18 protein-coding genes are annotated in these 26,044 nt (G+C 44.0%); 4 read left to right on the forward strand and 14 right to left on the reverse strand.

Features of this window, described 5'->3' with window-relative positions:
* Window positions 1–136: 136 nt before the first annotated feature.
* Both ABHC48_RS13305 and ABHC48_RS13310 read right to left on the reverse strand, forming a co-directional pair.
* Window positions 137–1,489: a hypothetical protein gene (locus tag ABHC48_RS13305; RefSeq protein ID WP_148462812.1), complete on the reverse strand. Its 1,353-nt coding sequence runs from the start codon at window positions 1,487–1,489 to the stop codon at window positions 137–139.
* 42 nt (window positions 1,490–1,531) lie between these two features.
* Complete coding sequence (locus ABHC48_RS13310) at window positions 1,532–2,560, reverse strand: LacI family DNA-binding transcriptional regulator (RefSeq protein WP_118580086.1); 1,029 nt, start codon at window positions 2,558–2,560, stop codon at window positions 1,532–1,534.
* A 569-nt stretch (window positions 2,561–3,129) separates the two neighbouring features.
* Here ABHC48_RS13310 and ABHC48_RS13315 point away from each other — a divergent pair.
* Entirely contained in the window at window positions 3,130–5,565 is a 2,436-nt protein-coding gene (locus ABHC48_RS13315; RefSeq protein ID WP_195699758.1) for a glycosyl transferase, read from the forward strand.
* 280 nt (window positions 5,566–5,845) lie between these two features.
* On the opposite strand, the gene ABHC48_RS13320 is transcribed toward ABHC48_RS13315, so the two are convergent.
* Window positions 5,846–7,183: an MATE family efflux transporter gene (locus tag ABHC48_RS13320; protein WP_118580128.1), complete on the reverse strand. Its 1,338-nt coding sequence runs from the start codon at window positions 7,181–7,183 to the stop codon at window positions 5,846–5,848.
* A gap of 650 nt (window positions 7,184–7,833) precedes the next feature.
* On the opposite strand from ABHC48_RS13320, the gene ABHC48_RS13325 reads away from it, so the two are divergent.
* Window positions 7,834–8,487 carry an L-rhamnose mutarotase gene (locus tag ABHC48_RS13325; protein ID WP_118580077.1) on the forward strand — a complete coding sequence of 218 codons (654 nt, stop codon included), beginning with the start codon at window positions 7,834–7,836 and terminating at the stop codon, window positions 8,485–8,487.
* Between the two features lie 38 nt (window positions 8,488–8,525).
* Here the strand turns inward: ABHC48_RS13325 and selA are convergent, their stop codons facing one another.
* From selA to ABHC48_RS13340, 3 genes are read right to left on the reverse strand one after another with little or no spacing between them, the layout of a single operon-like run.
* Window positions 8,526–10,106, reverse strand: a complete 1,581-nt coding sequence (selA, locus tag ABHC48_RS13330; protein WP_195699757.1) for an L-seryl-tRNA(Sec) selenium transferase — start codon at window positions 10,104–10,106, stop codon at window positions 8,526–8,528.
* Window positions 10,099–11,964, reverse strand: coding sequence for an ABC-F family ATP-binding cassette domain-containing protein (locus ABHC48_RS13335; protein ID WP_195699756.1), 1,866 nt, complete (start codon window positions 11,962–11,964; stop codon window positions 10,099–10,101). The genes selA and ABHC48_RS13335 overlap by 8 nt, the downstream gene beginning before the upstream one ends.
* Window positions 11,965–12,024: 60 nt before the next feature.
* Window positions 12,025–13,386: an MATE family efflux transporter gene (locus ABHC48_RS13340; protein WP_195699755.1), complete on the reverse strand. Its 1,362-nt coding sequence runs from the start codon at window positions 13,384–13,386 to the stop codon at window positions 12,025–12,027.
* 353 nt (window positions 13,387–13,739) lie between these two features.
* Here ABHC48_RS13340 and ABHC48_RS13345 point away from each other — a divergent pair, with 353 nt between their 5' ends.
* A complete protein-coding gene (locus tag ABHC48_RS13345) occupies window positions 13,740–15,677 on the forward strand; it encodes a sugar-binding domain-containing protein (protein WP_243284532.1) in 1,938 nt (645 codons plus the stop codon).
* A gap of 175 nt (window positions 15,678–15,852) precedes the next feature.
* Here the strand turns inward: ABHC48_RS13345 and ABHC48_RS13350 are convergent, their stop codons facing one another.
* Window positions 15,853–16,476, reverse strand: coding sequence for a hypothetical protein (locus ABHC48_RS13350; protein WP_195699754.1), 624 nt, complete (start codon window positions 16,474–16,476; stop codon window positions 15,853–15,855).
* A 223-nt stretch (window positions 16,477–16,699) separates the two neighbouring features.
* On the opposite strand from ABHC48_RS13350, the gene ABHC48_RS13355 reads away from it, so the two are divergent.
* Window positions 16,700–17,404: a LytTR family DNA-binding domain-containing protein gene (locus ABHC48_RS13355; RefSeq protein WP_195699753.1), complete on the forward strand. Its 705-nt coding sequence runs from the start codon at window positions 16,700–16,702 to the stop codon at window positions 17,402–17,404.
* A gap of 73 nt (window positions 17,405–17,477) precedes the next feature.
* Here ABHC48_RS13355 and ABHC48_RS13360 read toward each other — a convergent pair whose 3' ends face one another.
* The 7 genes from ABHC48_RS13360 to pta form a co-directional block, all read right to left on the reverse strand.
* The gene (locus tag ABHC48_RS13360) at window positions 17,478–19,385 is read right to left on the reverse strand and encodes a GHKL domain-containing protein (protein ID WP_347505681.1); all 1,908 of its coding nucleotides are present in this window, start codon (window positions 19,383–19,385) and stop codon (window positions 17,478–17,480) included.
* Between the two features lie 18 nt (window positions 19,386–19,403).
* Window positions 19,404–21,485: a hypothetical protein gene (locus ABHC48_RS13365; protein WP_195699751.1), complete on the reverse strand. Its 2,082-nt coding sequence runs from the start codon at window positions 21,483–21,485 to the stop codon at window positions 19,404–19,406.
* 184 nt (window positions 21,486–21,669) lie between these two features.
* A complete protein-coding gene (locus tag ABHC48_RS13370; protein ID WP_195699750.1) occupies window positions 21,670–22,557 on the reverse strand; it encodes an alpha/beta hydrolase in 888 nt (295 codons plus the stop codon).
* Between the two features lie 135 nt (window positions 22,558–22,692).
* Window positions 22,693–22,875 (reverse strand): 50S ribosomal protein L32, encoded by a 183-nt coding sequence (gene rpmF, locus ABHC48_RS13375; RefSeq protein ID WP_077610953.1) that lies wholly within the window; start codon window positions 22,873–22,875, stop codon window positions 22,693–22,695.
* Between the two features lie 5 nt (window positions 22,876–22,880).
* The gene (locus ABHC48_RS13380; protein ID WP_195699749.1) at window positions 22,881–23,408 is read right to left on the reverse strand and encodes a DUF177 domain-containing protein; all 528 of its coding nucleotides are present in this window, start codon (window positions 23,406–23,408) and stop codon (window positions 22,881–22,883) included.
* A gap of 283 nt (window positions 23,409–23,691) precedes the next feature.
* A complete protein-coding gene (locus tag ABHC48_RS13385) occupies window positions 23,692–24,882 on the reverse strand; it encodes an acetate kinase (RefSeq protein WP_118580050.1) in 1,191 nt (396 codons plus the stop codon).
* Window positions 24,883–25,006: 124 nt separating this feature from the next.
* Window positions 25,007–26,011: a phosphate acetyltransferase gene (gene pta / locus ABHC48_RS13390; protein WP_117853900.1), complete on the reverse strand. Its 1,005-nt coding sequence runs from the start codon at window positions 26,009–26,011 to the stop codon at window positions 25,007–25,009.
* Window positions 26,012–26,044: the final 33 nt, after the last annotated feature.

Raw genomic sequence — 26,044 nt, forward strand, 5'->3', positions numbered from 1 at the left:
GCCACTGGCAGTCATTCTGCTTTTTTATAGCAAAAGCAGCTGCTCGTTTATATAAGAATGTGCTGCTCCTTCTTTTGGGAAGAAGCAGCACATTCACTACTTACTTATGATTGACTCTGCAAACTCTTAAGCCACATTATTCTGCGCTCAGGTAAGAGAATGTATCATGGATAGATGCAGTCAGATCTGCAAGTGCAGTATCAAGGTCTTTTTCGCCTGTAGCATAAGCCTTGGTCTGAGTATCCATAAGGGAAAGGATCTGCTGATCTTCTGCTGTTACCATAGAAGCGTCAAGTCCGTCTGCTAATGGAAGGAAGAACTCCATGAAGTTCTGTCCAGCGTCTGGATACAGATAGCCGTTTCCATCTGCGGATGTACCAGCCTCGATGATCTTGCTGACAGCTGCTGTATTGTTTACATAGTCAGAGTTCAGAGCGTTGATTGCAACCATTCCATCTTCATCACATGTGAAGAATTTCATGATCTTAGCTGCAAGCTCGGTATCTGCACAATCTGTTGTAGCTGCAAGTCCTGTGCCGCCCCAATAGCATTTTGTCTGGGTAGGAACAAGGATTGTGTTGCCTTTCCAAGCATCACTTAAGCTCCAGTATACGAACCATGGGCATCCCATATAAGCAAGTGCTGCGTTAGAATCAACGCCATCACCACTCATGTTTGCACTCCAGTCAGCGCTCCACTGATCGGTATTGAAGGTAAGGTCTTCATCATAAAGAGTCTTAGCTGTTTCCATATATGTCTTGATGTTGTCATCAATTGTAATCTTATCGTTCTCATCATAGAAGCCCTGAGTTCTGGAACCGGTCAGGCTACGTTTGATCTCATCATAGCCGGAGAACAGTTTGCATTTTCCGCCGGAAGCATCGTTAACCTCTTTAGCTGTAGCAACGATGGTATCCAGATCTTTGAATTTCTCAGCTAATGCTGCAGGATCTGTTGTTCCAAGATATTTCTCAGCCAGATCTGCACGAACTGCGTAGCATCCAGGAGTTGCCTGCCAGAACAGTGCTCTTACGTTTCCATCAACATCGGATCCAAGATCCAGATTGTACTGATAGCTGTTTGCATAGTCATCAGCTGTGATTCCAAGATCTGCTACATTCTGTACCCAGTCGCTGTTTACATATTTCTGAACATAGTCAACTTCCAGGCCCATCATATCAGGATATAACTCATTTGAAGGATCATCAAGTACAGGATCCAGTTTGCTCTGATAATAATCAGATCCACCTGTGTTTACGAAAACGATTCTTTCGTAATCATCTGGATAAGCCTCTTTGAATGGTCCATCAAGGATCTTCTTGATATCATCGTTCCATCCCCATACTACAAAGGAATCATCTGCGGAAGCGTCACCGGTAACTTCGTTTTCCGGTGTTTCTGCATCTTCTGCCATAACCGGGACTGCACATAATGTCATTCCTGCCAGCATAGAAGCTGTTAATAATACGCTCACCATTTTTTTCTTCATGTTACTTCCTCCTTTAATTATATCTTTTAATTTTTTTAATAGCTACTTGAAATTTTTTGATGGATACAAAGTTTTCACGGAAGCTCCTTTAAAAAGGGTTCCATCCACTGTGTATTTCTCAATAACTGTTGTCTTCGGGTGCTCAATCAGCTCAATCAGCCTTTCTGCCGCTATCCTTCCGATTGCCGCTGTGTCCTGGCAAAGGGTTGTCAGCTTGGGTTCAAGAACCTGGGCGATATTAATTCCATCGTACCCGGCTACTGAAATGTCTTCCGGTATCCGAAGTCCTCTTTCCCGTATCTCGTTTATCCCTCCCATCGCTGCATAATCGTCAGGATAGAGAATACAGGTTGGCGGATCTTTCAAATCCAAAAGTTCACCGGTTCTCTCACCTGCCAGATCAGCATCTCTGTAAAAAGACGGTTTTACATATTCATCCGGTTCTTCAATCCCCAGTCTTTGCAAGGTCCGGTAAAAGCTTCCAAGACGATTCTTGGTAACCGATGTGTCATCTCCATGAATGTAAGCGATCTTGCGGTGTCCCTTCTTATATATATAGGTAACAAGTTCTTCCATTCCCTGGATGTTGTTGGATACTACCGATATCCTTCCATCACAGATATGATCGATGGTCACCACCGGAATGTCTGAAAGGAGAAGCTCCTGAACCTCTTCTGCGGTGAAATCCACACAGGCCATTACCACTCCGTCCACGCCCCGGTATCTGCAGTGCTCCAGGTAGGTCATCCTTTTACCGGAAACATTTCCGCTTGTAAAAGTAATGTCATAGCCTTTCGCCTCTGCGGTGCTTTTGAAGCTTTCCAGTACTCTGTTGAAGTAATCATGTGTGAGACCGCTTCGGGCCTCGTCCACAAATAAAACTCCCAGATTAAAGGTTCGCTTCGTCTTCAAAGCTCTTGCCGATGAGTTGGGAAGATATCCCATCTCTGAAGCCGTTCTTAATATGTAGTTTTTTGTTTCTTCTCCGATATCGGAGTAACCATTTAATGCTTTACTGACAGTGGCGACTGAGACATTACATTGTTTTGCGATTTCTTTCATGGAAACCATATGCCTGCCTCATTCTTTCCTGTTTTTCTTTCCTGTCATCTCTAAATCGTTTTCGTGAGCTTATAGTACCCCCTAGTGCACAAAAAATCAAGTGGTTTCCTGCATTTTTTGTGCGTTTTCACATCATTCTACCTATTGCACAATTTAGATATTTGTGTTTTTAACAATTTAATTGTGAATAAGAGCTCTTTCCGAAATGTTTTCGCGAAAAGTTTCGTGTTTTAAATCTCTGATTTGTAATATATAATAGATTTCATTATTACAGTAATTTTTATGTTGCTTTTAATCAGTCTTTCTATTATACTAAGAGCAAATATATACCATTATTCTTTACTTTTATTTCTAATTGCCTTTACTTATTCGTTTTCGTATGTTAATTATCTCGCTATTCAATCCAATTGATTTTTTCGAAACTACTCATTGCATTTGCAAAACATTATTACTATATAAGCGTAGATCACTGTGCAGCTTCGAAAAATAAATTAATGCACCCTGATGTAAATCACGAATAGCAATCAACCAATTAGAAAGAATTCAGCAAGAATAAAATTTATCAAAGGAGATCCACTATGAATTTCGGACATTTTGATGACGCCAATAAAGAATATGTCATTACAACACCAGATACCCCGTTGCCATGGATCAATTACCTTGGCTCCCAGGATTTCTTCACACTGATTTCCAACACCTGCGGCGGCTACAGCTTCTATAAAGATGCAAAGCTGCTCCGTATCACTCGTTACCGCTACAATAACATCCCGGTAGATTCCAATGGAAAATACTACTATATCAAAGATGGGGATACCGTATGGAATCCAGGTGCAATGCCAACCCGCACTCCTCTTGATGTTTATGAGTGCCGCCATGGACTTGGCTACAGCCGTTTCCATGGTGAGAAAAACGGCCTGGCAGCTGATCTTCTTGCATTCGTCCCTGTTGACACAGCCTGCGAGATCAACAAACTGACTCTGCGAAACAATTCAGATAAAGTGAAAGAGATTTCGTTATTTTCATATGTAGAATTCTGCCTCTGGAATGCTGTTGACGACATGACCAACTACCAGCGAAACTTAAGCACCGGTGAAGTTGAGATCATCGGCAGCACCATTTACCATAAGACCGAATACCGCGAACGACGCAATCACTACAGCTTTTTCACTGTAAATACTCCTGTAGACGGTTTTGACACCAGCCGTGATGAGTTCTTAGGACTTGGCCGCGGCAACAATGCTCCAATCGTTGTAGAGGAAGGCAAGAGCCACAATTCTGTTGCCAGCGGATGGTATCCCATTGCCAGCCAGCAGATCAATGTTTCTCTGGCACCTGGTGAAGAAAAAGAATATGTTTTCCTTCTCGGCTATTGCGAAAACCCAAAAGACGACAAATGGGAGGCTTTAAACGTGATCAAAAAAGAGCCGGCCAAGAAGATCATGGAGAAATTCGAAACTTCTGAACAGGTAAATGAAGCTTTCGCCATCCTGAATACTTACTGGAATGATCTTCTCTCCCGCTATCATGTAGAGAGTAAGGATCCTCACGTAAACCGTATGGCAAATATCTGGAACCAGTACCAGTGTATGGTAACCTTCAACATGTCCCGTTCCGCTTCTTACTATGAATCCGGAACCGGCCGTGGAATGGGCTTCCGTGATTCCTGCCAGGATCTTCTTGGATTTGTACATCTGATCCCGGAGCGTGCAAGAGAACGAATCCTTGACATTGCTGCAACCCAGTTCGAAGATGGAAGTGCTTATCATCAGTACCAGCCGCTTACCAAGCAGGGCAACCTGGATATCGGAAGCGGATTTAACGATGACCCGCTGTGGCTGATTGCTGCTGTGGCCGCTTACTTAAAGGAAACTGGAGATTATTCCATTCTGGATGAAATGGTTGCTTTTGACTGCCATATGGAAAAAGCAGCTCCTCTTTTTGAGCATCTCCGCCGTTCCTTCGAATACAGCCGCACCCATCTTGGACCACACAAGCTTCCTCTCATCGGACGTGCTGACTGGAACGACTGTCTGAACCTGAACTGCTTTTCCAATGAGCCTGGTGAATCCTTCCAGACCACAGGACCATCTGAGGGACCAGTTGCAGAATCTGTATTTATTGCAGGTATGTATGTAAAATATGGAAATGAGTTTGCAGAGATCTGCAGACGTGTTGGAAAAGAGGAGGACGCTGCTATCGCGCAGAAAGCTGTTGAAGAAATGTACCAGGCAGTCCTTGACGCTGGCTGGGATGGAGAATGGTTCCTTCGTGCTTATGACGCCACCTCTCAGAAGGTTGGTTCCCACGAATGCGAAGAGGGACAGATTTTCATTGAACCGCAGGGCTTCTGTATCATTGCTGGCATTGGCGTGAAAGAAGGTCTGGCAAAAAAAGCTCTTGATTCTGTAAAAGAGCGCCTGGATACCAAATATGGTATTATGCTTCACCAGCCGGCTTACACCAGATATTACCTGAACCTTGGTGAAATTTCTTCCTACCCGCCAGGATACAAAGAAAATGCCGGAATCTTCTGCCATAACAATCCATGGATTTCCATTGCCGAAACTGTTATCGGAAGAGGAAACCGTGCATTTGAAATTTATAAAAAGACCTGCCCATCTTATATTGAAAACATCAGCGAAATCCATCGTACAGAGCCTTATGTTTATTCCCAGATGATCGCAGGACGTGACGCAGCCCGCCACGGTGAGGCAAAGAACAGCTGGCTTACCGGAACAGCCGCATGGACTTTCGTGAACCTCTCCCAGGCAATCCTGGGTGTGCAGCCATCCTATGACGGACTTTCCATCGATCCGTGTATTCCGGAGGGCTTCGGTGACTTCACCCTCACCCGCCGCTTCCGCGGTGCCACCTATTACTTCGACGTTAAGAATCCGAATAATGTGGAAAAGGGTGTAGCTTACCTGGAGGTTGATGGCAAGCATGTGGATGGAAATGTGGTACCTGTTGAGGACGGAAAGACAGAGTATCATGTGACGGTGCATATGGAATAAAAACAAATATTACGAATTTTAGCAAGAGCCCCCGGAACCGAAATTCCGAGGGCTCTTGTTTTCCTATCTATTTTATGATACCAGTGTCAAAAGGTCAAAAAGCTGTTCGTGCTTGCACGATAAGGCTTTTGAACTTGGAACACGCCAAATATGAGAAAGTAGCGATTTACGTAGTAAATCAGCGGATTTCGAATATTTGGAGGATTGCGGGAGCAGAGTAGCTGCGTAGCAATCCGGGTATCAAATGAGTGTCAAAAGACCTTTTGACACTCATATCATTTTATTTCTCGTAAAGCGGATGAATTTCTTTTTTATACGCATATCGTATAAATACAAAGCAGATCACTCCTGAGAACACCTCTGCAATGGGAAAGGACCACCAGCAGGCTCCAAGGCCACCTACTTTTGACAGGATAAATGCAGCCGGGAGCAGTACTACCAGCTGACGCAGCACAGACACTGCAAGGCTTAAAAAACCATGTCCAAGCGCCTGAAACACAGAAGATGCAACTACAGAAAATCCTGCGATCAGAAAGCTGAGGCTGATGGTACGAAGTGCCGGGATACCGATTGCCATCATATCATCAGAGGCACTGAAAATTCCCAGAAGGCTTCCCGGAAACAGCTGAAATACAGCGAAACCAGCAAGCATAATACATACTCCGTAAATAATACTCAGCTTAATTGCTTTCGTAATACGTTTCGGTTTTCTGGCACCATAGTTGTAAGCAACAATGGGAACCATTCCATTATTCAGTCCAAACACTGGCATAAAAATAAAGCTCTGCAGCTTGAAATACACGCCAAATACCGCCGTTGCAGTAGAAGTAAAGCCCATCAGGATCTTATTCATTCCGAATGTCATAACAGAACCAACAGACGCCATAATAATAGATGGGAAGCCTACACTGTAAATGCTGCGGATCACATCACCGGAAATCTTATATTTCACAAGAGAAATATGAAGCTCTTTATTCAGCTTCATATTCACGATCACACCTGCAATTGCTGCAATGATCTGTCCGGTAACAGTGGCAAGGGCTGCTCCTGTTACTTCCATTCTTGGAAATCCAAATAAACCAAAAATCATGATTGGATCCAGAATAATATTGATAATAGCGCCAAGAAGCTGTGTTGCCATGGAATAAACCGTCTTCCCTGTAGACTGCAGAAGCTTCTCGCAGGTCAGCTGGATAAACAGGCCGAAGGACATAATTCCGATCACTCTGACATAATCCACACCATATTCCATGATCTGTGGATCCGTAGTCTGCACCCTGAAAAAAGCAGGTGCAAAAAATCCACAAACAATTGCAAATCCAATAAAGCTGAAAATTGCAAGATAAATACCGTTATTTGCAGCACTGTTGGCATACTCCTGCTTTTTCTCCCCAAGAGAGCGCGACACCAGCGCATTGATACCAACACCAGTACCGGTTCCCACTGCGATCATCAGGTTCTGCACCGGAAACGCAAGTGAAACTGCAGTAAGTGCACTCTCACTTAATTTCGCCACAAACATACTGTCCACAATATTATAAAGTGCCTGGACAAGCATGGAAATCATCATCGGTACAGACATGGTGAGCAGAAGCTTTGCCACTGGCATCACACCCATTTTATTTTCCTGAACTTTTACTTCTTTTTCCAAAAACAATCCCCTCTCTTCTGTAATTAAACCTTTTCGTTTACGGTTCACTCCGTGACCAGTAACCCTTTTTGTTCTGTCGCCTTCTTTTTTAGAGCGTGTTTGAAAAAGATTTTCTGCAAGATATGCATCACAATTTGTAGGAAATTTTGTCCAGATGGGACGTCGCAACGGGCTACGCAGACCAAATTCAGGCAAAATATACTGCAAAGCAGGGCGTGCAGATTGTGGAAATGATTTTTCAAACATGCTCCAGGCCAGTCCTCTTATTGTATATAAGTACATGCTGAATGTCAATATAAGGGTGGATTTATCTGAGAAATTATGCTATCCTTATTACTGGTTACTGTTCACTCCGTTCACAGTAACGCGCTTCGCGATGCACAGAAATCATGCAAAGCATGATTTCGCGCCGCAATTCTCGGGTTTTCTGTGAACTTTGTTCACAAAAAACACCTCGCGGAACATTACCAGTGAACAGTAACTATTACTGTTCACTGGTAACATTCCGTGAGAAGTAAACTTGACTTTTTCTTAGATTAATATTTTTTTACAAGGTTCAAAACAGAAAAACCAGATATACACAATATCTTATTTTTATAAAACGGAGGATTTTTCTTATGGAAAGACACAGCTTTGCTATGGAAATCAAAAAAGGGAAAAAAAATGAATACCGCCAGATATTAGGAGAGATCTGGCCAGATCTGACTGCATTTCTGGATCAGGAAAAGGTACATAATTTCAGCATCTGGAACTGTGATTCCCTGATTTTCGGATATTACGAAACAGACGAAAATAACGAATTTTCAGAAGAGAAAAAAGCCAGCATCCAGGCTCTCACTTCCAGAATTGACCACACCTTCACCTGGATCTCCACCCCTGGCGAAAACATGCGTCTGATGTACCACAATTTCGGTGTTGTCCGCGAAAACAAAGAGCTGATCCGCCACAGAATGTTCATGACCAGACTGAAACCTGATTGCGAGGAAGAATATAAGGCAAGACATGACGGACTGGTTGCCGCGAGAGAGGGCAGAATTGACCCGGGTCCTGACAGCAACTTCAGCATCTGGAGCGCAGGCGGATATATTTTCGGCTACGACGAGATCGACACCACTATGGAGACTGAAGAAACACCGGAAGCCCATGAAGCTACCGTTGCCTGGGAAACCCGTCAACTTGGCATCATGGACTGGATCACCAATGACTGCGACTGGCTCACAGGAACAGTCCACTCTGCAAGTGTAAGACTAGCATGGCATATAGGGAAATAAAATCATAATATGCCAAAACCCTCAATGATTTTCAAAGATCATTGAGGGTTTTTCTTGTACAGATCATATTTCAATTCTTTTCTGAGAATCTCCAATTCTTCGCCAGTCCTTATGGTTCTCATTTCCAGATAGACCCAGTCGTCTACAATATGACCAATAACCGGAGTATCCAGTTTCCGTAAGCGATCACTGATTTCCTGAGCGGAAAATCCACTTCCATTCAGGCTTCTTATCTGCAATGCAGCTCCAGGCAGTGTTTTTCCAGGTGTAGTACCACCGCCAACAGGATTTCGTGTAGAGGTTACTGCAAGTTCATATTCAGAATCATCGGCCAACAGTTCACTCATAAGCCATAATGCATTCCGCTTAAGTTCTTCTGCACTTCGACTCATCATATCATAAACCGGAATCTCTTTCTCCAACCGACCTTCATCCAGATAAATACTTACTGTCTTATCCAACGCGGCAGCTGTAAACTTATCGATCCGCAGTGCCCGCATGAGAGGATGCCTGGAAATCTTTTCGATCAAATCTTTACGTCCTGCCAGTATTCCTGCCTGTGGTCCGCCCAGAAGTTTATCTCCACTGAAAGATACAATATCTGCACCCTTCTTCAAAAGCTCCTGTACGGTCTTTTCAGGCTCGATTCCATAAAAGGCAATATCCACAAGGCTCCCACTTCCAAAATCCACCAAAAGGGGAATTCCGCGGTTATGTGCCGCTTCTGCAAGCTCTGCAAGCTCTGCTTCATGGGTAAAACCGGTAATCTGATAGTTGCTGGTGTGCACTTTCAGAAAGGCAGCTGTATTCGCCGTCACTGCATTTTCGTAATCCTCCAGATAAGTCCGGTTGGTAGTCCCCACTTCTACAAGCATCGTTCCACTCTGACTGCATACATCAGGAATCCGGAACTTCCCGCCAATCTCCACAAGCTCTCCTCTGGAAACTACGGTTTCCCCTCCAGAGGCCAGCGCTGTCAGCATGAGCAGCACTGCTGCCGCGTTGTTATTCACTGTAATGGCAGCCTCAGCACCTGTCAGCTTACAGAGATTTTCAGCAAAATGATCATATCTGCTTCCCCTCTTCCCATCTTCCAGATTCAATTCCAGATTGGTATATCCGGTCATCAAAGGTACAAGCTCCGACACCAGTCTGTCCCCCAGAGGCGCTCTTCCCAGATTTGTGTGGAGAATCACACCGGTAGCATTGATCACTCGCTGCATCTGCCTCTGGCTCCTGTGCGCAAGCAGTCTATTCATTTCCTGCAAAATGTACTCTGTATAATCTAATGTTGTCCCAGACAAAGCTTTCATATCAGACAACTTCACCAGTAAACCATCCTTCTGCCCTGATAGTCCGGATGTATCCAGGAACACCGCTGGCTTTTCTTCCGTAAAAATCTGCTGACGCATGGCATCCCGCAGCTGCGCTTCCACTTTTCTGGCAGCTTCCAGTACTGCACAATGCCCATACTGTTCCGTCAGTTCTTTCGTCCGTTCCATTCCCATGATCCTGTCAATTTTGGGCAGTCTGCGAAACAATTCATTTCTCCTGTTCAAAAAGCTTTTCTCTTCTTTATGGGCTTTCGAAACATGCAGCTTCCTGTCACCTTTATCCATTATTTTTCTGCGCCTCAATCCGCTCCGCCAGATCATTCAGATACACCCAGCGATCCATTTTCTCTTCCAGCTGTTTCTCCGCTGCCTCTTTATCAGCCATAATCTCACGAAGTTTCACGGAATTGGTGGCATTTGCCATCATATCATTCTCCAGCCTGGCAATTTTCTCTTCAAGTCTGGCTATATCCTCATCAATAACGGCATATTCACGTTCTTCTTTATAAGTAAATTTCAGTTTTTCAGACTTCTGTCCCTGCTTCCAGTCTTTTCTGGTAGGTTTTTTCTCTTCATCCTCTGTACTGTTATTTCCAGAAGCTGCTTTGTCCGACAAACTGCTGCCAGTCCCGGCACCAATTTCACTGCTTCCAGCCCCATATTTCCGCGTTTTCGCTTCTGCATAATCTGTATAACCACCCTCATACTGGGTCAGTTTTCCATTCCCTTCAAAGGCTAAAATGCGGTCCACCACATCATCCAGGAAATAACGGTCGTGAGATACCGTGATCACAATTCCGGAAAATGTAGAAAGATAATCTTCGAGAATGGTCAGTGTAGGAATGTCCAGATCATTACTTGGCTCATCCAGAAGAAGTACATTTGGCGCCTCCATCAGTACCTTCAGGAGATACAGACGTCTCTTCTCTCCTCCTGACAGCTTGGCTACCGGTGTATACTGCATTGCAGAATCAAAAAGAAAACGCTCCAGCATCATAGATGCGCTAATCTTTCCATCACGTGTAGGAATAAACTCTGCTACATCACGGATATAATCAATCACCCGCTGGTTTCCATTCATATCCGGCACTTCCTGGGCGAAGTAACCGATCTTGATCGTCTCCCCAATCTCCACGGTACCGGAATCCGGTTCCACCATTCCGTCAATAATACGGATCAAAGTAGATTTTCCGCATCCATTTGGTCCGATAATTCCAAGTCTCTGATTTCTCAGCACAATATAGTCAAAATCATCCAGAATCACCTTATCGCCATAGCTTTTGGAAATGTGATGAAGCTCTACTGTCTTTTTCCCCATTCTGGTCTCCACAGAGTCCATCTGCACATCTGTCTCCTGAACAGGCGCCTTGCCATTTTTTAACGCTTCCAGACGCTCCAGACGGGCCCGCTGCTTGGTGCTTCTTGCACGGCAGCCACGCTTCGCCCATTCCAGCTCCATACGGAGAATGCTCTGTCTCTTCCTCTCAGAAGCCAGCTCCATCTCTTCTCTTTGTGCTTTTAATTCCAGAAATCCTGAATAATTGGCATCATAGGAATATACTTTTCCATGACTGATTTCCAGAATTTTATTGGTAACTTTGTCAAGGAAATAACGGTCATGCGTAACCATGATCACAACGCCTTTAAACCGGTTCAGGTAATCCTCCAGCCAGGTTACCATCTCATTATCCAGATGGTTGGTAGGCTCATCCAGAATCAGCACATCAGAAGGGTTTACCAGAGTTCTGGCCAGAGCTACACGCTTCTTCTGTCCACCAGAAAGCTGCTCCACAGGGACATCATGTTCTGTAATCCCCAGCTTATTCAAAATATTTCTGGCCTCGCTTTCCGTGCTCCAGTCCTTCTGCCATTTCCCATCAGCCACATAGTCCTGTACAATGGCACCTTTTGGAAAATCTGGCATCTGAGGCAGATAGGTGATACGAAGGCCATTCTGGGAAATCACCTGTCCCTCATCTGTCTCCTCTTCCCCTGCAATGATTTTCAGCAGAGTACTTTTTCCAGTTCCATTGATTCCAATGATTCCGATTTTATCCCCATCATGGATTCCATAGGAAATATCATCAAAAATCTTTTTATCTCCAAAAATCTTGCTTACATGTTCAATGTTCAGTACATTCATAAAAACCATAACTCCTTTTTCACCATCCACTGGCATTTATTTCAGTATTTTCCGCCTCTGTCAGTTTCTTTTTTTCTCAAAACCATGGATCCAGTCTGATTTCAGATAAAAAACCAAAAACAGAATGGAGCTTAATGACCAGGTCAGTGGATAAGCCCAGAATACAGTCTGGATCACCGGATGCAGCTTCACAGCGATGGTTATATAAGTCACACGGATCACGCACCAGCAGCCCAGCATAACGAACATGGGCACCGTAGCTCTTCCCGCTCCACGCATAAGTCCTGCAATGCAATGGGAAAAGGCAAGCAGAAAATAGAACAGAGTAATGATATGTGCTTCTTTCACTCCAAAAGCAATCACTTTCGGATCATTGTTAAAAGCGGCAATAAATACCGGGCTTGCAAAATACACAATAATTCCCACGATCTCTGCCATCGAAATACTGCAGAGGATACCAATACGGGCTCCTTTTTTTGCCCTGTCATATTTCTTTGCGCCCAGATTCTGACTGATAAATGTGGTCAGCCCCATAGAAAAACAGGTAATAGGCAGAAAACCAAATCCCTCAACCTTGGAATATGCCCCGCATCCAGCAACAGCCAGCTTGCCGAAGCTGTTGATATTAGACTGCACTACCACGTTTGCAATAGCGATCACGGAATTCTGGATGCCAGCAGGAAGACCGTTGGATACGATCTGTTTCAGCATATAGGAGTCCAGGCGAACATCCCTAAGGGAAACCGTATACTCCTCCGGGCTTTTTTTCATCAGACGGTACAGGCACAAAAATGCACTCATAAACTGGGAAATGATAGTGGCAAGAGCTGCGCCCTCCACACCCATTCCAAGTCCGCCTACAAAAACCATATCCAGAGCTACATTCAAAAGTGATGAAAAAATCAAGTAATACAATGGATGACGGCTGTCTCCCACTGCCTGCATAATGCCTACAAAATTGTTATAAAGAACCAGCCCCAGGGATCCCATGGCATATACCTGGAAATACAGGGTGGATTTCGGCAAAATATCTGCTGGTGTTTTCATAAGGATCAGAATCTTCGGTGCAAGCACAACACCGCCAGCTGTAAGAAGTATACCGCACAGAATACCAAAAGCCACCGTGGTATGAATCGCCCTGTGAAGCTCCTTCTTCTGCCTTGCGCCAAAATATCTCGCTATGATAACGCCTGCTCCCATAGCAAGACCCTGAAAAAATCCTACCAGCAGAAATGTAAGACTGCCGGATGAACTTACCGCAGCCAGTGCATCACTTCCCAGAAAGTTTCCCACGATCAGAGAATCTGCTGTATTGTACAGCTGCTGGAACAGGTTTCCCAGAAAAAGCGGGAACGCAAATCCCATCAGTTTCTTCCAGATAGACCCCTCTGTCAGCAGATTTTTGTTTTGTGAATTATTCATCTTTTTCCCCTCCATCAATCCTTTTTATCGTAACATACCGCACCTGCTTTTTCAATCGTAAGTTGCGATATGCTGTCCACTCCCCCCTGCAAGCGTGTTTCTCTTCGCTCCATTCATAGCAACACGTTTCGCGTTACACAAAACTCATGCATCCGCAAGATTTCACGCTCAGATTCTCGTTTTTCTGTGAACTTTGTTCGCAAAAACACCTCGCGGAACATTACCAGTGAACAGTAATGTTGCGGAACAGGTTTTCACAAATCCAATTGCAAACGTCCATATTTCGTGTATAATAAAACATATCATTATAATTATTTTTTCATACTTTTCGTAAATTTAAGGAGGACATATATTTGAAAAATCTGGAAACCATTTGGAGCAAAGCGGCTGCCCGGGAACAGACTCTGAAAGAATATCCTCGTCCGGATATGGTACGCCGTCACTGGATCAATCTGAACGGCATGTGGGACTACCTGATCACTGACAGCCGCATTCTTCCATGGCAATTTTATAAAAGCGAATATTTCCCCTTTGACGGACAGATTTTGGTGCCCTTTTCACCTGAAGCGCCTCTTTCCCAGGTAAAGCGCCAGCTTTTGCCAGATGAAACCTTATGGTATTCCCGTACCATCCAGTTGCCAGAGAACTGCCTGGATACAGAAAGTCAGCGGCTTCTTCTGCATTTTGGAGCTGTAGATCAGATCTGCAGCGTGTACATTAACGGAAAGTTCGTCAGCTATCACAAGGGCGGCTACCTTCCATTTACCACAGATATTACAGACTTTATCACAGAAGATCTCACAGTCTCTATCCTCATAAGTGTCCACGACTTCAGTGACACCTCCTATCATGCCAGAGGCAAACAGCAGCTGAAACGCGGCGGTATGTTCTATACTGCCCAGAGCGGGATATGGCAGACTGTATGGATGGAGATCGTACCGAACGAATACATAAGAGATGTGCGTGTTACCCCGGATTGGGACAATGGTCTGGTCCGGATGCGCATCCGCGTATCCTCCCCATCCTTGACTGAAAATGCATCTCCTGCCCATATAAGTCACACGGCAGCGGATCAGACAGATTCTCAGGGAACTGTTTTGGCTTTTTCACCTGACAGGCAGAATTCATCCAATGTGATCTGTAAGGTTTACCCACCTGTTTTTCTCGAAGCAGACGGACTTAACGATACATTATGCCAGGATGAAATAACTGCCGCCGCAATCCGTCCCGGAAAAGGAGCCACCCTCTCCATCCCGGAAAATATGCAGAAGTCCTGGACTCCCAAAGAGCCGTGGCTTTACCCCTATTCCCTGGAATATGGCAAAGACCGGGTTCTTGGATATTTCGCACTCCGCAAATGTGACGTACAGATAGCTGACGATGGCTATCCACGCTTTTTCCTGAACGATCAGCCATATTTTCAGAGCGGCGTGCTGGATCAGGGCTACTGGCCAGACGGGCTTTATACAGCACCTTCCGACGAAGCTTTCATCTACGATATTCGTGCAATGAAAGATCTTGGCTTTAACATGCTCCGCAAGCATGGCAAAATCGAAGCAGACCGCTGGTATTTCCACTGTGACCGCATGGGAATGCTGGTATGGCAGGATATGCCTAACGGCGGTTCTTCCTACCATCACTGGTTTGTCACCTATCTGGCCACATTATTAAACTGGATGCGCATTCCAGTAAAAGACCTCCACGCCCGCCTGCTCTCCCGCACAGATGAATTCGGCCGTCAGGAATACATTGACGATATCCGGGATATGGTCAGGACACTGTATAATCATCCTTCCATTGTCACATGGGTACCTTTCAACGAAGGATGGGGACAATTTTCCACCAAAAAAGTCACAGATTTTATTCACCGTCTGGATCCTTCCCGCCTGGTAGATTCTGCCAGTGGATGGTTTGATCAGGGCTGTGGTGATATTAACAGTCTCCATTATTATTTTCTTGGACTTCCAGTACCAGAATCAGACCGTGTACTTGCTTTATCTGAATTTGGAGGTTACTCTCTTCGCCTGCCAGAGCACAGTGCCTGTAGAAACATTTACGGATATAAGAAATTTACCACCAGCGAGGCGCTTACCGACAGCTTCTCCAGGTTGATGGAAAACACTATCGTACCTTCTGTAAAAAATGGATACTCTGCAACTGTTTTCACGCAGCTTTCTGATATTGAAGAAGAAACCAACGGACTGATCACTTACGATCGTAAAAAGATTAAAATGAATCCGTTGATTGTACAGAAATGGAATACGAAGCTGAAGAAATCTTTACACAGTTAACTGTTAAACGCATATTTATCTGACAAAACAAAAAAACAGAAGCCTTGCAGTCTTTTTCCATATACTGCATAGCTTCTGTTTTGTTTTCTTAAGCGCCAGCTTCAGAATTTATTTCCAGCTGACATTTACGTTTCGCATTTAAATTAGTTATTACTGCTGATTGCATTTATAGCAATTAGTTTGCTGCTTCTTCGTCAGCTGCCGCATCGGTCTCAGCCTCTGCATTTTCCACATTGTCTTCTGTCTTGATCAGAGAAACGAAAAGTGTCTCAGCGATAGGCTGAATGTCATCAGATTTCGGTCCGATCTGAACATTGTACATCATTCCCTCAGCATCCTCCAGGAAAGCGATTCCGTATGTACTTTCAGTCTCGAAGGAAACCGCATAGAGTCCGTTAATGCAAACCTTCTCAACATCTTCATACTCTGTAGCCAGCTCATCAGCCATGGAATACAGATCATACTCTGTTCCAACATCTGTAGCGGTCACTACCATGTTCACGCCTTCTTCAGAATCCGGATCCTGTGCCTGGAACATAACACCGTCTGCAGCATCTTCATCTGAAATTTCCAGAACATCCCAGTTACTTGGTACATAGAGATCGAAGCCTGGCTCAAAAGATAACCATGTTCCTTCATATGCAGCTTCATCAAGCATGTCCATTGTTAATTCTGTAATCTCATCATCTGCAGCCTCAGTATCTTCTGCTGCATCTGCCTCAGCCCATACAGGAGCAGAAGATCCGGTTACCATTGCTGCGGTACATAACATAGCCATAACTTTTTTCCAGTTTTTCATTTTTCTACCTCACTTTTATCATATTTTGTGATATTATATAGAGGATCTAAAAAGTTTATAATACTTTCTAACGCCTCATCACCTTGAGGTTACTATATCCGATTTATTTTGAAAAAACAATATACATGGGATGAAATGACACTTTCAGTGATATTTTGATGTTACTGTTCACAGCAACATTTTGATTTACTGCAGGTTTTCATTCTTTTGGAGGATTTCAGCATTGAACATTGCAATAATTGATGATGTGCAGCAGGATCTTGATGCACTTGTAGAAGCTACCCGGGAACATTATGACCAAAGACAGATATCTATCCAATTACATACCTTCTCTTCACCTGAAGACTTCTGGAACAGCTATTCTCCCGGCAGTTATGACCTGATTTTTCTTGATATCTACATAAAGCAGGCCAATGGTATGGACCTGGCCGCCCAGCTTCGGGAAAAAGGCGACTCCTGCGCTCTTATTTTTGTTACCAGCAGCGATGCTTTTGCGGTTGCCAGTTACGACGTGCAGGCAGCTTATTATCTTCTGAAGCCTCTTGATACAAACAAGCTCATAAAGGTATTGGACTCCATTCAGATCAAGCGTGTACAGGATACACGATATATAGAGGTGATCTGCGATCGTACCCTTCTGCATGTTCCTGTAAAAACCATTTTATATGCAGACACCTTTCACAATGCTGTCCAGCTTCACACAGACGCAGGAGTTCTGCGCACATACCTGACTTTCCAGAAATTCGAGGAACTGATTCACGATCTCCCCTGTTTTCTCTCCTGCTACCGCGGCTGTCTTGTGAATATGGACCGCATTTACAAAACACTGGAGGAGGGCTTTCTTCTGGACAACCAGGAAACCGTCCAGATCCGTAAACGGGGAGCTAACGCAATCAAGAAGGAATATCTGAATTATCTTTTCTCGTAATACAAAAGTCTGCACAACTGGTTGCGCAGACTTTTATATGTGGAAGAAAGACCCGGCAAAATTTCTCAGCCTGTCAGCCGGCTTTGTCCGAAAGCCGTAAATCCATATCTTCCAGTGGAATAAACACATTCGCCCGGAATACACCGTTTCTGGCAGAAAAGTCGGCATATCCACCATATTTCTCTGCTGTTTTGGAAACAGAAGCAATTCCAATTCCCTGCCCGCTGTGACTTGTGGAATAAAAAGCTGCCCCATTTCTCTGCACTTCTCCTGCATAGGTGTTTTCAATATTGATCAGAAGTTTTCCCATTTTTACTTTGCAGATGCAATTTACATAAGCCTCATCCGCGTTCTCTTCTTTTTGCACTGCTCTCACTGCATTTTCCATCAGATTACCAAAAATCCTGCAGATATCCAGATCAGAAATTTTCATTTTCTCTGGAACCTCTACTGAATATCTGTACTTTATACCTTTTTGCTCCAGCTGTGACGCATAGTAATGTAAGATTGCATCCACAGACATGTTCTTGCAATAGCATACTGGTGTCTGCATTTTTTCGGTGCTCTCCTGTGCGAACTGATGAAAATACGCTTTCAGTTCTTCATAATGTTCCTGTTCCAGCAGAATGGAAGCAGTACGGATATACTGTCTGAAGTCATGTCTTGTACGGCTTGCCTCTTCCAGTGCATCAGTTAACTTCTGATAATGCTCCTTTTGCATAAGCAGACGCAATTCCATCTGTCTGGACTGTTCTTCATAGATCAGCCGCATCCGATAGCCTTCTGTCAGTTCTCTCCAGAGAAACATTCCAAATATACCTGTCAAAATGATGCCGCCCCATTCCGGAAACCAGCCGCCAATAATCGGATCATACAAAGACCATATGCGGTCTGCTGCCAGAGATACTGCGTAAATTACGGTTCCTGCAAGAAGAGAAATGCCCTGCATCCCTTCCGTATAGAAAAACGCAGTTAAAACAAGGCATACAGCGGTAAACCATTTCAGCACCTCTGTTGCCGCTGAAATACCATAAGAAAGAGCTGCGGTCTCCATTCCCCCTGCAAAAATCCCGGCAAGCGTAACCCCAAGACCTGCCACAGCTGTAGCAAGAACCCCCCATACCATCCACTTATACTTTTGCCCTGTGATCTCATATTCCAGCAAAAGCATTGCCGGAAAAGCAAGAAAATAGAACAGCATTTCAACAGAGAACCAGGGCTGTACTCTTAGTGCCAGATATGTATGCAGAAGGGGATAGCAGGTATATCCGAGCACACAAAGGCATACTCCTGCAAAAAGTACATTTGCCCTGCTTCTGGTTTTAAAAAATGCCCATACGGAAAACGCCAGAACCAGAATGATCAAGGTAAATACAGAGGAATTGATAAACACCGAAATTCCCCTTATGGTGTTTATTTTTAAAGGATTTCCAAAAACAGGTACACTCTGGATTCCCGGCGAAGCAGAGCTTTTATCTGTCACTGCAATCAGAATTTCTAATGAAGTATTGGTCTTGAAGGTAAACATTCTGTTCTGAGTCCGTTCCACATAATGATCCGGGTCCGGATTTCCCATCTGTCCGACCAGAACACCATCCACATACAAATTATATGCTGAAAAAATTTCCGGCAGATACAAACCATATGTATGCTGCTCAGCGGGAAGCATGATTTTTAACCGGTATGTACCACTTCCATACGGACTTCTCCCACTGTTTCCAAGTTCCATTCCACCATATTCCCCAATAGAAATATAACGAAAATAATATTTATCCAGATCATCCTCCGGCGTAAGAAGTGCATCCGGATAATATTCCCATTCTCTGGACAAATAATAGACAGGAAAGCTCTCATAGGAGCCATCTGCATACAAAAGTCCGTGTATGGCTTTTTCCTCTCTTGTCATATATTTGTTATTTGAACAATACAACACGTAAAAAACATAAAGGATAGAATCATGGTTATGATTACAATTCCCCACAGCAGCTTCCTTCCTTTTTTATTTGCTTTGTTCTCCTTCACCCCGTTCCCCCTTTCGGAGCTTTTTGCCGCGTCTCATTGGTATATTCCATAACAATATTAACAAAATTACAATTATTATAACAATTGAAGCCGTTTTTTTATGTTGACTGTTAAGATTCTCATCTGAATTCGCTTTCTGGTTTTTGACATTTTCCGAAAGAAGTTCCTCAACCTGTTCTGACAGCTTTTCTTCCCCTGAGTCCGCCGCATTTTCCAGACTGTCCCCTTCCGGATCATCCTCTTCTATATTTCCATCATTCTCCGTCTGATTTTGTGGTTGCTCTTCCACTGTATAATCTCCGGTTTTATCAATGGGAATCACCGCAGCGTTCTGTGCATCATTTACCGAACCTGTATAGGAGTTACCTTCTTCGTCTGTCAGCATAGTCTGAGAGTCACGGTTCGCATACGGAATCTCCACGGTAGCTCCTGGAATATCTGTAACAGCTTCTCCATTTTTGGAAATTTTTACAGAAACATCACTTCCCACCCAGGAAATGTCTGTCTCAATCTGATCCTCCGCTTTTATATTCCAGTCTTTTACCACTTCCACAGGAACCCTTACCAGCACTCCGTCTCCTTCAAAAGGAATCAGCTTTACACCATTCTTCATAAGATCCAGCAGCCTGTTTCCTACAAGGATGGCGGAAGTATCCGTTACCCGCTCCGTTTCATTGTCAATATCCGGAAGCTCTTTGCCATCCCTGTCTGCATAATTGCGCTTGTACCAGTGCTCATTAGAAATCAGCTCCTCACCATACACAAAAGTATATACCCCGGTACTTCCACCTGGATAGGTTACGTAAATTCCATATTCCCAGCCAGCTTTAAGAACACTTTTTTTCAGATACAGACCCTTTCTGTCAAAATAGAAATTACTTTTGCTTATTTCTTTATCTCCCTTATTTTCCTGCAGATATACCTGCAGATTGTCCAGCTGTTCATCTGTAAAACGGTCTAATATCATAGGAAAAAACAGAGTATCCACGCCAACCACACAGCACGTCTGTACTTCCGGCTGATCCGGGCGCTGAACGGTAATATAAGCAGACGCCCCCGGAACAGTAAGCTCCTGATCCACCGTGCAGCCTTCTGGAGCTGCAAAAGTTCCCGTCACTTTATAAACGCCAGGAGCATTCACATCAACCTGACTGAAATCCCATACCGAAGGCATGATAACAGCCGGATGGGCCGCAGTATCCTCATATTCTTCACAGGTGCTCCCAAGAATATAAAAAGTCTCCTCCAGCTCGGTCCGTACTTCTGCCAGACTCTGCCCCGCCCGCACCGCATATACCATACAGCGCTGCAGGCTTTTTTCGTCTATATCCTCACAAGAACGGATAACAGTATCTTTTGGTACTGTCCCACCAATCGTTCCAGGCTGATAACTGAGTATCTCCAGGCTTCCATCTGACTGATAGCGGTATTTAAGATTTCTGGTTTTCCCTTCATTATAAATAACTGTCAGTGTATATATATTTTCAGCTATCATACTCTGGCAGGAAAGATACATCCCATCGGTATCCGCAAATCCATATCCTTCCTCGCTTACATTTACCCAGTCCTCTCCTTCTTTTTGAAGCCATATTTCCATTATATCTGGATTCTGCTCTGTGATCCATGGAAAATAGTAAATACCTGCTGAAATCATTCGGGAATACACCTGAATCTCCGGCTGTCCCGGATTCTGTACAGAAATCCATGCTGTCCATTCCGGAAGACCGACATTGCTTGTATATCCTTCCGGAAGTCTCACTGTCCCTGTAATCTTATAGGCTCCCACAGTCTGAATATCAATTCCGGAATAGTCCCAGATTGCATCCAGATAAAGCTCTTCCCCATCTTCTGTATATGCAATGCAGCTCATGCTATTATAAATTTCCTGCAGTTTCTGCAGGCTTCCGCCTTTCAAAACTGCTCCAGCAGGTATGTAGAAAATTCTGGAAAAATCCCTTATTATATTTTCTGCTGCCCTTACTTCCTGCCCGCTTTTCCAGGCAAATATGCAAAGCAAAAAGAAAAAAACACTTATCAGACCTTTTAACCTTTTTTTCATTGATTTTCTCCCTTGTCCCAAGCATATAAGATTTTATCGTATAATACAAGAAACCTGTGGCGAACCGCAGGTTTCCGTGAAAAATGGGTGTTACTGTTTACTTTATCACAACAACAAGAGCGTGTTTGAAACAGGCTCTAACTTTGCATTGTACCGTAATATGTTTTACATGAATGTCCTACTATCAGAAACAAAACTCCCTGAAAAAATCACATTCTGCATCATTGCACTGGGCAGCATCAATTGTTTTTACATCGCAGTGGAACACGTGACCAAGTTTATTAACCTTATCTCCAAACACACGATATACAAAGGGCACATTATTCTCCATCAGTTTCTGGACTAATGCAGGTGCCTGTGCTTTCTGATGATCTGCCACGGAAGTCATGCAAAATACAGGAGGATAAACATCTGTAATGCCGTTCAGCACATCAATGCTCTCCAGTTCTTCCTCTGTACCACCTTCCGGAAGAAGTTCCTTCATGATCAGTGTCGTCATATTGTCTGACCCTTCCCTTTGGATCCTGTACACACCGCAATTTAAAGCAATTGCAGTAAGGGCAAACCCCTCTGGTACAGCAAAATCATATTTGGCAGCATATGCCGGATTCGTGCAGATTGCTGCATAAAGTCCCAGAAGATGAGCTCCTGCAGAATCTCCTACCGCAAAAATACGTTCTGTATCAAAATGAAATCTTCCTGCACGCTTCATCACCCACTTGCATACCAGATTTACATCTTCTAACTGTGCTGGAAATTTGCTCTCAGGAGCCAGACGATATGTAAAGTTTACAACTGCAAATCCTCGCTGTGCAAGACTCATACAATAGTACTGGTACCTTTCTTTGTCTCCATACATCCAGGCTCCTCCATGAACGCTGATAATGACCGGAAGGTCTTCTCCCTGTGCCTGCTTCGGTCTGTATACATCCAGCCTCTGCATTTCCCTGTCATCATGTCCATATACAATATTATCCCAACGTTCGATATCTTCCGGGGTATTCATAAGAGCATCGCGCTCATCATCTGCCTTTTTAAATTCTGATCTGATCTTATCACTTAATTCAGACATTGTAGTTCCTCCAGGTAATGTATTTTCTATGAATATTATAAATGAATTATATAGAAAAAACAACAGGAAAGAATCCTGCTTGCTGCATAAAAAAAGAACACCCAATCAACTCAGGTGTTCTTTAAAGATTCGCTATTAGTCTTCAACTTTAACGATCTCTTTTTTGTTATAGCTTCCGCAAGCCTTGCAAACTCTGTGTGGCATCATAAGTGCGCCGCATTTGCTGCATTTTACAAGGTTCGGAGCGCTCATTTTCCAGTTTGCTCTTCTCTTATCGCGTCTTGCTTTGGAAGATTTATTCTTTGGGCAGATGGACATTTCGGTTACACCTCCTTAAATTTACTGAATATATCACTGATAGCTGCCATACGGGGATCCTTAGGCTCCTCGGCACATCCGCAGGGACCATCATTCAGATTCTTCCCGCATCTGCTGCAAATCCCTTTGCAGTCTTCTTTACATAAGACTTTCAAAGGCCAGCTCATCAGTACCTCAAGATAGACCAAACGGTCCACATCCAGGTCATAGCCGGTGAGATAGCTGCTCTCATCCAGATCATTCACACGTTCTTCATCCGTAAGCTTCATGTCAAGTTTCCTCTTGAATTCAAAAGGAATCCTGGTCCTAACCTCTTCCAGACATCTGTCACATGGAATTCCAACAGTCATAAGACCGCTTCCCTCCAGTTCCAGAACTCTGTCTCCGGTATTCGTAATCGTAAGCTCTACAGGTTCCTTCGCCAGTACTGGAAAGGTTCCCTGCTGGAAGGTGATGGTATCCATCTCAAAAGCAACACTGTAGTGCTGGCTCTTACCCTCGCTGGATGAAATGTCTGATAAATGTATCTGCATAATCGTCTCCCTATTCACACTTAATCAATTATACATACCCTGTCATTATTTGTCAACTTGAATTTTCCCTTATATACAATAAATTTTCAAAAAAATTACAAAAGCTGACGAAATTTCAGGTGGAATATAAAATCAATTTCCTGTTGCATATAAAATCCTGCCAGAGCGTATGATTCTCTGGCAGGATTTATGCATTTTTACAAAGTAATGCAGTATTACCGCAAAGCAGCCTGCCTCTCAGCAACTGACTTTGCCCATGTACTGCTGATCACACTGCAGCTAATTATTTTACAAGTGCTACCGTATCACGGCAGATTGCAAGCTCCTCGTTAGTCGGAATAACTGCAACCTTTACCTTGGAGTCAGCACCGGAAATAACAACTTCCTCGCCCATAGCCTCATTAGCCTTAGCATCAATTGTAACACCAAGGAATCCAAGATAAGAGCAGACTTTCTCACGAATCATGCCAACATTCTCGCCGATACCAGCTGTAAACACGATTGCATCAACACCGTTCATAGCAGCTACATATCCACCTACATATTTCGCAATGCCATAGCAGAGAACTTCGATTGCATTCTTAGCATCCTCGTTGCCCTCAGCGGCTGCAGCTCTAAGGTCACGCATATCACTGGAAACACCGGACATACCCTGAAGACCGGATTTCTTATTGAGAACATTCATAACACCTGCAAGATCCAGATTCTCTTTCTTTGCAATGTACTCAACGATAGCCGGATCAATGCTTCCGGAACGTGTACCCATTACAACGCCTTCAAGAGGAGTAAGACCCATTGTGGTATCTACACATTTGCCATTCTGAACAGCGCTGATGGAGGAACCGTTTCCAAGGTGGCAAACGATAACTTTAGAGTTGTCTTTGTCAAGACCAAGGAACTCAACAGCACGTTTGGATACAAAGCTGTGGGAAGTTCCGTGGAAACCGTATCTTCTTACCTTGTAGTTCTTGTAGTATTCAATTGGAAGTCCGTACAGATAAGCTTTTGCAGGCATTGTCTGATGGAAAGCAGTATCAAATACACCTACCTGAGGTACATTTGGCATAAGCTCGGAGCATACACGGATACCGATCAGGTTAGCCGGATTGTGAAGTGGTGCAAGGTCATTGCACTCTTCTACTGCTTTGATCATCTCATCTGTAATAATTGCAGAAGAAGCAAATTTCTCGCCGCCATGTACGATACGATGACCAATTGCATTAACCTCTGCAAGACTCTTGATCGCACCTGTTTTCTCATTGGTAAGAGCTTCCAGAACCATCTGGATTGCTTCTTTATGAGTCGGCATGGAAGCTTCTGTGATCTCTTTGTCGTTTCCGGCTTTCTGATATACCAGTCTTCCGTCAATTCCGATTCTCTCGCAAAGTCCCTTTGCAAGAACTGCCTCTGTGTCAGAATCGATCAGCTGGTATTTTAAAGAAGAACTACCGCAGTTAATTACCAATACATTCATTTTTTTACTCTCCTGTTTACATGATTATGTATTACCCGATGCCGGACATTTTATTCTTGGCATCTCTTCAAGGACATGTGCCCTTAATCACAATACGATTCAGCCTTTGGAAACTAATCTGAAATTAGTCCTGAGCCTGGCACTGTACGGATGTGATAGCTACAACACCAACGATATCGTCAGCGGAGCATCCACGGGACAGGTCATTTACAGGTTTTGCGATACCCTGGGTGATAGGTCCGTAAGCTTCTGCTTTTGCAAGACGCTGAGCCAGCTTGTATCCGATATTTCCTGCATCAAGGTCTGGGAAGATAAGAACGTTAGCCTTACCTGCAACCGGGCTTCCCGGAGCTTTAGAAGCACCTACGCTTGGAACGATAGCCGCATCCAGCTGGAACTCTCCGTCAAGTGCAAGGTCCGGATTCTGCTCTTTCGCAATCTTGGTAGCCTCAACAACTTTATCAACATCTGCATGTTTCGCACTTCCCTTTGTAGAATGGGAAAGCATAGCTACTACAGGCTCTTCCTGTACAAGAAGCTTGAAAGATTCAGCAGAAGAAGCTGCGATTGCTGCAAGCTCTTCTGGATTCGGGTTCTGGTTCAGACCGGAATCACCAAATACAAAGGCGCCGTTAGCGCCATACTCGCAATCTGGAACAATGATCAGGAAGAATGCGGAGACAAGTTTGGTACCTGGTTTTGTCTTCAGGATCTGAAGGCATGGTCTTAAAGTATCAGCTGTGGAGTGGCAGGCTCCGGAAACCATTCCGTCTGCGTCGCCCATCTTAACCATCATAACACCATAATACAGATACTGGTTCAGAAGAATCTCCTTAGCCTGCTCTGGTGTCATACCTTTCTTCTGTCTTAACTCTACTAATTTGTCAATATATCCCTGAGTTTTCTCAGATGTTGCAGGATCTACGATCTGTGCACCGGAAATGTCGAAGCCGCCTTCAGCTGCGCTCTTCTTAACTGCCTCCTCATTACCTACAAGTACAAGCTTAGCAATTCCTTCTTTTAAAATCTTGTCTGCTGCTTCAAGAGTTCTCATGTCCTCTGTCTCTGGCAGTACGATTGTCTTAATGCTGGATTTTGCTCTTTCTTTGATTACATCAATAAATCCCATGATTAAATGGCTCCTTTCATTTGTTACAGTAAT

The sequence above is a fragment of the Ruminococcus sp. 1001136sp1 genome, from assembly GCF_039841815.1.
Lineage (GTDB): Bacteria > Bacillota > Clostridia > Lachnospirales > Lachnospiraceae > Blautia_A > Blautia_A faecis.